At 50.0% G+C, this 10,157-nt stretch carries 8 protein-coding genes; 4 read left to right on the top strand and 4 right to left on the bottom strand.

The genetic code is table 11. The features are described 5' to 3' along the window. The first annotated feature begins 98 nt into the window (after positions 1 to 98). A complete protein-coding gene (locus Q0499_RS20280; RefSeq protein WP_299203574.1) occupies positions 99 to 1,223 on the top strand; it encodes a glycosyltransferase family 2 protein in 1,125 nt (374 codons plus the stop codon). 15 nt (positions 1,224 to 1,238) lie between these two features. Here Q0499_RS20280 and Q0499_RS20285 read toward each other — a convergent pair whose 3' ends face one another. Beyond that, a complete protein-coding gene (locus tag Q0499_RS20285; RefSeq protein WP_299203577.1) occupies positions 1,239 to 1,931 on the bottom strand; it encodes a pseudouridine synthase in 693 nt (230 codons plus the stop codon). A gap of 117 nt (positions 1,932 to 2,048) precedes the next feature. Next, positions 2,049 to 4,424 carry a phosphoenolpyruvate synthase gene (ppsA, locus tag Q0499_RS20290; protein ID WP_299203580.1) on the bottom strand — a complete coding sequence of 792 codons (2,376 nt, stop codon included), beginning with the start codon at positions 4,422 to 4,424 and terminating at the stop codon, positions 2,049 to 2,051. A 200-nt stretch (positions 4,425 to 4,624) separates the two neighbouring features. Here ppsA and Q0499_RS20295 point away from each other — a divergent pair, with 200 nt between their 5' ends. Continuing rightward, the gene (locus Q0499_RS20295; protein ID WP_299203582.1) at positions 4,625 to 5,443 is read left to right on the top strand and encodes a pyruvate, water dikinase regulatory protein; all 819 of its coding nucleotides are present in this window, start codon (positions 4,625 to 4,627) and stop codon (positions 5,441 to 5,443) included. Here the strand turns inward: Q0499_RS20295 and Q0499_RS20300 are convergent. Beyond that, positions 5,440 to 6,855 carry an MFS transporter gene (locus Q0499_RS20300; protein WP_299203585.1) on the bottom strand — a complete coding sequence of 472 codons (1,416 nt, stop codon included), beginning with the start codon at positions 6,853 to 6,855 and terminating at the stop codon, positions 5,440 to 5,442. The two genes, Q0499_RS20295 and Q0499_RS20300, sit on opposite strands and share 4 nt — an antisense overlap. A 477-nt stretch (positions 6,856 to 7,332) precedes the next feature. On the opposite strand from Q0499_RS20300, the gene Q0499_RS20305 reads away from it, so the two are divergent. Then, positions 7,333 to 8,436: a phosphoribosylaminoimidazolesuccinocarboxamide synthase gene (locus Q0499_RS20305; RefSeq protein WP_299203588.1), complete on the top strand. Its 1,104-nt coding sequence runs from the start codon at positions 7,333 to 7,335 to the stop codon at positions 8,434 to 8,436. A gap of 55 nt (positions 8,437 to 8,491) precedes the next feature. Here the strand turns inward: Q0499_RS20305 and Q0499_RS20310 are convergent, their stop codons facing one another. Beyond that, positions 8,492 to 8,683, bottom strand: coding sequence for a CPXCG motif-containing cysteine-rich protein (locus tag Q0499_RS20310; protein WP_299203591.1), 192 nt, complete (start codon positions 8,681 to 8,683; stop codon positions 8,492 to 8,494). 186 nt (positions 8,684 to 8,869) lie between these two features. Here Q0499_RS20310 and Q0499_RS20315 point away from each other — a divergent pair, with 186 nt between their 5' ends. Then, a complete protein-coding gene (locus Q0499_RS20315; protein WP_299203594.1) occupies positions 8,870 to 9,481 on the top strand; it encodes a LysE family translocator in 612 nt (203 codons plus the stop codon). Positions 9,482 to 10,157 lie beyond the last annotated feature (676 nt).

Raw genomic sequence — 10,157 nt, forward strand, 5'->3', positions numbered from 1 at the left:
ATTTGTGTTAATAATCAAACTGATAATAATTGAATAATTGTTCTTAACTATATAGGATTGCGCTATTTTTCATCCGCTAAGCAGAGCGATGTGACTCTATGTCTGACATTAAGATTTCGATCGTAATACCTACCTATCAAGAAGTTGAAAACATCCCTCTGATTTGTGAACAGATTAACACTTCTCTTGCAGGTGAATCATTCGAAATTATATTCGTGGATGATAATTCTCAGGACGGCTCTTACGAAGCGGTCAGCAAGATTGCCAACCACATCCCCGCGCAGATAATTGTGCGCACTGAAGAGCGTGGACTCTCTACCGCAGTTATTACCGGTATCGAATCTGCGCAGGGAGAATACGTAGTGGTGATGGATTGTGACCTGTCGCACCCCTCATCTGCAATTCTGCCAATGATCGAAAAGCTGGCGTCAGGGCGCAATGATTTTGTCGTCGGTTCCCGTTATATTCAGGGAGGTTCATTCGATGATGACTGGGGCTTCTTCCGCCTGCTAAATTCGAAGATCGCAACCTGGCTTGCACTTCCGCTGTGTCATATCAAAGACCCTATGTCAGGCTTTTTTGCGTTTCAACGTCAACAGTTTAAAAATTGCGCACACCTGACACCTACTGGCTATAAAATTGGCCTGGAGATAATGGTTAAAGGTGAATTCAGCGCCCCTGGCGAACACCCTATTCATTTCAAAGACCGCGAGCATGGCGAAAGCAAACTGAGTCTGAAAGAGCAGTTCCTTTATCTGCGGCATCTGCGCCGCTTGTACCGCTTTAAATACCCGGTCACTTCAGAATTTGCTCAGTTCGGTCTTGTCGGCGGTACTGGTTTTGTTATTGACAGCCTGATCTACTTTGCCTTGCAGGCTTTTTTCGGACTTGGTCACAATCTGTCCCGGGCTATCTCCTTCTGGCCAGCCGCCACCTGGAACTGGTTCTGGAACCGGACAATTACCTTTACCCACCGTGAAAAAACAGGCCACCTGAAACAGTGGTTATCTTTTTTAGCCACCTCCCTGGCCGGTTTTGTAATGAACTTCGGCACCTATACAACGCTGACCTCTTACGTGCCCTTCTTTATCGAAAACAAGTTTATCGCACTGATGCTGGGCGTATTAGTAGGGATGGGCTTCAATTTCATGATGGCGAGAATTTTTGTTTTCAAAGAGCTGGATGAGGAAATTCTTGAAGAGGAGAAAGAGTTCCACCACTGAAACAGGTAGTGGTACTCAAGCGAACAGCGCAACCTCAGCAGGGGTCAGTGGGCGAAACTCTCCCGGCTTAAGTTTCGGGTCCAAGGTGATGGCACCAATCCTTTCCCGGTGGAGTGCTATCACCTCATTATCAAAGTAACCAAACATCCGTTTAACCTGATGATAACGTCCTTCATGGATCGTCAGCCGGGAGTTATAACTGTCTATCCGTTCAAGCTCAGCCGGTCGGGTGGTTATATTTTCGTAGCGAAAATAGATACCCCGGCTGAATACCGCTTCGGCTTCTGCAGCCACGGGGTCCTTCGTAGTCACCCGGTAGACTTTCGCTATTTTTGATTCCGGTTGGGTAACCCTGCGTGACCAGTTACCATCATTGGTCAGCAGCATCAGTCCTGTGGTTTTCAGATCCAGCCTTCCCGCCAGATGCATTCCCTGACGTAGCGCCTGTGGTAACAGGTCAATGACAGTCTGGTGCTCAGGGTGCTCCGTAGCGCTGACTACTCCAGCGGGTTTATTGACCATCAGGTAGTGACTTTGCGAGTCCTGCAACAGCTGGCTATCTAGTTCGACTCTGACAAACCGATCAATTTCCAGGCTCGCATCAGTAACGATCTGCCCAGCGACTTTAACCCTGCCCTGCGCCAGCAGCAGTTTAGCCTGCTGCCGGCTGTACGGGGTGTTGATCTGTATAAAACGATTGAGCTGCATCAGAGAGCATCAACCCTTGTTAACGAACGCGCAGCTAAACGTTTCAATTTCAGATTTAGCACTCCATTCCCATTCAATACGGCGACAAACAGGCCGCTAATAGATAACGGTATAAATTTAGTGGGCAGTACGATCTTCATTCGCCAGGAAAAACCAGGTGTCGAGCACCGAGTCCGGATTCAGCGAAACAGAACTGATACCCTGTTCCATCAGCCACTTAGCCAGATCAGGGTGATCCGAGGGCCCCTGGCCACAAATGCCGACATACTTACCCTGCGCCTTACAGGCTTCGATGGCCATCGCCAGAAGTTTACGCACCGCATCGTTACGTTCATCAAACAGATGGGCTATCACCCCGGAATCCCGATCAAGCCCCAGGGTTAGCTGAGTCAGGTCGTTAGAACCAATGGAGAAGCCGTCGAAATACTCGAGAAACTGGTCTGCCAGCAGCGCGTTCGAGGGTATCTCACACATCATAATCACCCGCAAACCGTTTTCGCCACGGTTCAGGCTATTCTCTGCCAGAAGTTCAACCACCTGCTTAGCTTCGCCGACCGTGCGCACAAAGGGGATCATCACCTCGACATTGGTCAGCTTCATCACATCGCGAACATATTTAAGTGCCCGACATTCCAGCTGAAAACACTGACGGAACGATTCAGCAATGTAGCGGCTCGCGCCACGGAACCCCAGCATCGGATTCTCTTCATGGGCTTCATATGCCTGACCGCCGATCAGGTGACCATACTCATTGGATTTAAAATCCGACATCCGCACGATCACTTTCTTGGGGTAGAATGCTGCGGCCAGCGTCGAGATACCCTCCACCAGCTTGGCAACGTAAAACTCTATCGGACTGTCATAACCGGCTATGCGACGTTCGATGGTACGTTTCAGACCTTCATCCTGCTGATCAAACTCGATCAGAGCTTTCGGGTGAATACCAATCATCCGGTTTATGATGAATTCCAGACGTGCCAGTCCGACACCCGCATTGGGCAACGCCTGAAAATCGAATGCGCGATCCGGGTTACCCACATTCATCATAATATCGAATGGCAACGGCGGCATTGAATCAACTTTATTGGTCTGGTGCTCATAATCCAGACAGCCTTCATAGGCACGTCCGGTATCACCTTCGGCACAGGATACGGTCACTTCCTGGCCATCCGTTAGGCGTTCCGTGGCATCACCACAGCCAACAATCGCAGGAATACCCAGTTCACGGGCGATGATCGCCGCATGGCAGGTACGCCCACCCCGGTTAGTAATAATCGCGGATGATCGTTTCATCACCGGCTCCCAGTCGGGATCGGTCATATCGGTCACCAGCACATCGCCGGGCTGAATCTTATCCATATGACTGAGGCTTTCGACGATCCGAACCGGCCCGCTGCCGATCCGGTGACCAATAGAACGGCCTTCAAGCAGCACATTGCCTGTTTCCGTCAGCAGGTAGCGCTCGATAACCGTGGTGTTATCCCGGCTTTTAACGGTTTCAGGGCGGGCCTGTACAATATAGAGCTCGCCATCATCACCATCTTTAGCCCACTCAATATCCATCGGACGGCCGTAATGTTGCTCGATGGTCATGGCGATTTTTGCCAGTTCCTGAACCTCGGCATCATTAATAGAGAACTGCATCCGCTGTTCAACCGGCACGCTGACGGTTTCAACTGCACTCGCAGTTGTGCCCTCAGCACCGTAAATCATTTTAATCGCTTTACTGCCTAAGCTGCGGCGCAGAATCGCAGGCGCGCCCTGTCGAAGGGTTGGCTTATAAACGTAGAATTCATCCGGGTTGACCGCGCCCTGAACCACCGTTTCGCCCAAACCATAAGCAGAGGTGATAAACACTACATGCTGAAAGCCTGATTCGGTATCCAGGGTAAACATGACACCGCTGGCGCCGGTTTCGCTGCGCACCATTCGCTGAATACCCGCAGAGAGTGCGACTTCATGATGTTCAAAGCCATGATGAACCCGGTAAGAGATCGCCCGGTCATTATAGAGAGAGGCAAACACCTCATGGATAGCGGCTTTAATATTTGCCAGTCCACGGATATTCAGAAAAGTTTCCTGCTGGCCGGCAAAGGAGGCATCGGGCAGATCTTCAGCGGTCGCGGATGAGCGAATCGCCACGGCCAGATCATCATGCCCGCCCATCTCTTCATAGGCCTGTTCGATGGCTTGGTCCAGCGCATCAGGAAAGGGAGTTTCAAGAATCCACTGACGTACCTGAGTTCCGGTAGCCGCCAGTGCATTAACATCTTCAGGGTCAAGCTGAGCCAGAGTTTCATTGATCTTCTGATCCAGTTGATTGTGCTTTAAGAAGTCCCGGAATGCCGTGGCTGTCGTGGCGAAGCCACCGGGCACCTTAACGCCGGCATCGGACAGTTCTGTGATCATCTCGCCAAGTGAGGCATTTTTGCCACCCACCTGCTCAATATCATCCATACCTACCTGATCCAGACGAACGATATATTCCTGCAAAACCCCGCACTCCCAAATTTTTTAGTGTTATGGCGCATCATACTGCAATTCTTCGATAAGGTCAGTGTGTTCGCCAATATCCGGTTTTATTCAAGGGTTAGCTATACAGGGCCCGCTCATCCCGTAATAATAGCCCCGGTGACAGATCTGATATTAACTTTTGAAAAATACACTTTGATGACGCAGGATCGCTTAACTCTATGAAACGAACAGCTTTTTTTATCTCTGATGGTACAGGCATCACAGCAGAAGCGCTGGGAAACAGCCTGTTGGCACAGTTCGGTTCGATTCAGTTTAATAAAGTCACCCTGCCCTACATAGATAGTATCGAAAAAGCGGTAGAGGCGGTCGATTTCATCGACCAGGCCGGTAAAGATGATGGTCAGCGACCCATCGTGTTCGACACGGTCGTCGATGAGGCAACCCGTGAGATCATCGCCACCAGCACGGCGTATAAGATTGATGTGTTTTCAGCCTTCCTTAAACCTCTGGAACTTGAACTGGGTAGCCATTCATCTTACAGCGTGGGTAAGTCTCATTCGATCAATGAAATAAACAGGTATATGGATCGGATTGAATCGGTCAACTTTGCCATCGACAACGATGATGGAGCACGAACGCTGCACTATGATAAAGCCGACATTATTCTCACCGGTGTGTCACGTTGTGGCAAAACCCCATCCTGTCTCTATATGGCACTGCAGTTTGGCATTCGGGCTGCGAACTACCCCCTCACCGATGAGGACGTCAACAAGACCACTCTGCCGGAAGCGTTAGAACCGTTCAAAGATAAACTGTTTGGACTGACCATCGATCCGTTTCAACTCGCCGCCATTCGCCATGAACGTCGCCCTAACAGCCGCTATGCATCGCTGGATCAGTGTGAAGATGAAGTACGGATGGTGGAGCGGATGTTTCGCAAGCAGAAACTGCCGCACATCAATACCACTCACTTTTCGATCGAAGAGATAGCCACCCGTATCATCGCGCAGATGGGACTTAAACGGCGCATCAACTAGCCAGTCTGACGAGTTACTTTACCGCGGTTGTAAGAGAACCAGGCGGCTAAAAAGCTATAGGCACATGCGCTGGCGAAGCCCAGTTTCACGACAATCAACAGATCCGGATATCGCTCAGGGCGGATCTGTTCACTGCCCAGCAGCTGGCTCATCAACAACATAATGATCGCCATACTGAACATATTGCCACTGGTGCGGGACAGGTTAAGCAAGGCCGATGCAATACTCAGGCTATCTTTTGGCACTGACCCGAGCGCGGCATTATTGTTCGGCGTTGAGAACAACCCGAAACCAACGCCGAGCAATACCAGAGCGACAATCACATGATTCAGTGAGCTGTCTGCCTGCAGAAAAACTAGTACGGCAAAGCCCGCGCTAAAGAACAGACACCCTACCGTGGCAATCAGGCGGGGCTCGAATCGATCTGAAAGTCGCCCGGCAACCGGTGCCAGACACGCCATGATAAACGCTTGTAAGAGAATCATCTGCCCCGTTTCACTGGGCGACAACCCCTGCAGATATTGCAGATACAGACTCAGCAAAAAAAGCACCGGATAATGTGCCGCATACATCAGGAAGCTCGCCATCAACGAGCGGTTCATCACCCGATTGGCGGCCAGCAATGAGAAGCGCACCAGCGGAAATTCGCAGCGGTTCTGCTGTTGGACAAAGACAAACACCAGCCCAATCCCGGTTATGAGCATTATCCAGCTTTGCAGATCCGGCAGGCCCGATAAGCCAAACAGAAGCAGTGTGGACAAAGCGACGAACAGCAATGAGCCAGCCCAGTCGAGCGGCTGCGACGGTTTATCCGCGTCATGATCATTGCGGATATAGATAGTTGCTAAGACAACAGCAACCAGTGCCACGGTGATTGGCCCCCAGAAGACACTGCGCCACCCCAGATGTTCGGTAAGCCAGCCTCCGATCAGCGGGCCACAGGTCAGCCCCAGGTAGACCGATGTCGCTGTAAACCCCAATGCGGTGCCACGGTTACTGCCACTGAATACTGCGGCAATAATCGCCATGGCAGTGGCGAATACGAGACTGCTGAATAACCCTTGCAGCACCCTCACCAGCAGTAAAAACTCGACAGAGTTAACCGCAAAAACAACCAGCGATGCGGCAGAAAATCCCAGTACACCGATCAGATAGATCGGCTTTCTGCCAACCATATCTGCGACCCGTCCGGCTGGTAGCAAAAGCACAATACTGCCCCACAACGTCGCTGTTGGAATCCAGCTCAGCAAGACGGCATCAGCATGTAATGCATCGGCAATAGCAGGCAACGCCATATTCACCGAGGATAACGACATCGGCACCAGAAACAGTGCGATACAGATACTGATGAGCACAAACCAGCGGGCGCGGGGATTTTCCTGATAGAACGAATTATCTGAATATGCGATCACAACAACACCCTTAAAGTAAGGCGGTGAAGTATAGCAGGAGATAATTTATATGTTCATTAAATTCAGATGGGCTTTTCTAAAGCAAAAGATGAATAGTACTCATCAATAACGGGTCTCTATAGCAGAGCTAAATAAACGAGCTCTGTAAAGAGCTTTATCGGTAGCAGAATCAGCGCCCGAAAATAGTATCCGAATGCGCGTTTATCAACGGATGATTATACCAATTTAATGAGAGGTGAATCATATGTTAATGCGTTTAGCATAAGCGATGAGATTCACTAATAGATTCAAATCCGGCCGGGCAAAATGTAGCGGGATATTACAAATCTGTGTACTATCCCTGTTCCAGAATCAGGCAGAAATAGTAAGCGGTTTTACCGCCTTAACTCTGCCAGAGCTGCACTGCAGCTATCAGGCATACGCTGACTTTCTGGAACGTTTTAATCAATCTATTTTAGACATACAGGACAGTTTGCAATGAGTCTTGCTGATAAGGTTTTGGCAGTAAACAATGATCTGCCGATCCGTACCGACCTGCCGGTACACAGTGGAAAAGTACGTTCCGTTTACTGGCTGACCGAAGCCGACAGTCGCCGTCTGATCAAAGAGAAAGGCTATGATGTTGCTGCGGATGCCCCGCTGGCGATAATGGTGATCAGTGATCGTATCTCCGCATTCGAGTGCATCTGGCACGGCGAAGGCGGTATGAACGGTGTCCCCGGCAAAGGTGCCGCGCTGAATGCCATCTCAAACCACTGGTTCAAACTGTTCCGTGAAAACGGCCTGGCAGACAGCCATATTCTCGATATCCCGCACCCGTTTGTCTGGATTGTACAGAAAGCCAAACCCGTGATGATTGAAGCGATCTGCCGTCAGTATATTACCGGCTCTATGTGGCGCTCCTATGCTAAAGGTGAGCGTGAGTTCTGTGGCATTCAGATAGCTGATGGCTTGCAGAAAGATCAGAAGCTACCTGAACTGCTGATTACACCGTCCAGCAAAGGTATTCTGAAAGGCATTCCTGGCGTGCCTGAAGTTGATGATGTTAACGTCACCCGTGAAGACATCACCAATAACTATGAAGCGTTCCATTTCCGCTCACAAGACGATATCGCGGTGTACGAAAAGCTTCTCAAAGAGGGTTTTGACGTTATCAGTGCAGAACTAGAAAAGATCGATCAGGTCTTTGTCGATACTAAATTTGAGTTTGGCTATGTTACCGATGCCTCCGGCACTGAGAAACTAATCTATATGGATGAAGTGGGTACACCTGACTCATCCCGCATCTGGGATGGCCCCTCCTACCGTGAAGGTAAAGTGGTAGAGAACTCTAAAGAGGTGTTCCGTCAGGAACTGCTGAGCTTCTTCCCGGACCCTGACATCCTCATCAACAAAGACCGGATGGAAGAACGTTACGCCCTGGCTAAAGACAACGCCCTGCCCGCAGCGCTGTTGCAGAAAGTATCTGACACTTACGTAGGTATCGCTGAGAAGATTATCGGTGAAAAACTGACGTTATCTGATAACCCTAAAGCAGAGATCGTTGAGATTCTGCGTGACCAGTACGGTCTGATCGACTAACAGCCGGTCTGTGATCAGGTTCATAAAAACGCCGCATCTCTATGCGGCGTTTTTTTTATACCTCATTTTCATCTTTCAGAGAGATAACAGCATCAGGCCCCTCGACATCCAGCTCAACCATAATCGGCTTACAACAGACAGAACAATCTTCAAAATACTGCTGATTACCCGCCGTACAATCGACGACTAACTCGATAGGCTCCCCACAGTAAGGACATGTACGTGACACTGCTTCCAGACTTTGCATAACGTTCACCTGAGATTAAAGTTGAATGTTTAGCAGGATGAGTGATTCACAAGAAGCCATCCTGACTGACTGATTGCTAGCCCCTTACACCACACTGCCATATAATTCACCCTTTCAGCTTAGCTGGTTTTTGAACGCCTCGCTGAGCAGTAACAAATTAACTATTTTTAATTATCAGGGATGTATATGACTTTCACTGCCTGGCTTTCTCTATTTGCGGTCTGCTGCCTTGGCGCCATGTCTCCGGGGCCAAGCCTGGCAGTAGTATTGAAGCAGACCGTCACCAACAGTCGCCAACATGGGCTGGCAGCCAGCTGGTTTCATGCTGCAGGTGTGGGTCTGTGGGCCTTCGCAACCATCTCTGGATTGGCTATTCTAGTGGCACAATCAGAAACTGCTTTTCGGGTGATCACCTGGCTGGGGGCAGCCTATCTTGCCTGGATCGGGGTGAAAGCGATCCGAGCGGGAAAAGACTCGGCCTTCAAAGTGAATAGCGGTGAAAAGGCCTCCGTCCTGACTGCAGGTATTGAGGGCGCCGCTATCTCTCTGCTCAACCCAAAACTGGCAATCTTCTTTATCGCTCTGTTTTCCCAGTTTGTCAGCCCCGATGCGACCCTGTCAGATCAGCTGATTATGACCGCCACCGCCTTACTCGTTGATGGCCTCTGGTATAGCATCGTGGTATTCCTGCTCTCCCACGGCCCGGTCCTGAAAATCCTGCAAAACCGTAGTCAGCTGGTCAACCGCCTGACTGGAGGTATTCTTATTGCACTGGCAGCCCGGGTGGTAACCCTCTAAAGCAGATAAAGGCCGTAGTCAGACCGCCGCCGCTACGCGGCTAGCGAGTGGCTCGACGCGAGTGCGTCGCTTGCTAGAAAAAGCTGGCCGTAGGTTGGGATGAGGCACGAATCCCAACAACGCCCGATAACGGTCATAAATCTAATGATTGAAAAAAGGCTTTCGCTCGTTCCCACGCTCCCGAGTAGCCAGACCGCCGCTTCGCAGCTAGCGAGTGGTTAGACGCGCCTGCGTCGCTTGCTAGAAAAAGCTGGACCGTAGGTTGGGATGAGGCACGAATCCCAACAACGCTCGTGATAACGGTCATAAATCTAATGATTGAAGAAAGGCTGTCGCTTGTTCCCACGCTCCCGCGTGGGAATGCATGCCTTACATCTATGCTCCACGACTAAGCATCCATCGCCATATTGATTAAAGGGCTTTGACCACTTTAATCCCTTTAATCCAAGGAGTGACAAGCGCTTGCCATACTTGAGCGAAGCGAAACCGGCAAGCGTTTGGAATCACTCTTAAACGCTTTGTTATGATTGTGGTCGGGGAATCGTATATTCATAGAAAACCACACCGCCTTCATTTGTAGATCGCTCTACAAAACCTAAGGAACCTGCGATTAAGTTACCAAATGCGGTCTAACTTCGTTGTTTTGTCTTAAATCCCGAAAAGGAAGCAGTAAACC

The sequence above is a fragment of the uncultured Amphritea sp. genome, assembly GCF_937127095.1.
GTDB lineage: Bacteria > Pseudomonadota > Gammaproteobacteria > Pseudomonadales > Balneatricaceae > Amphritea.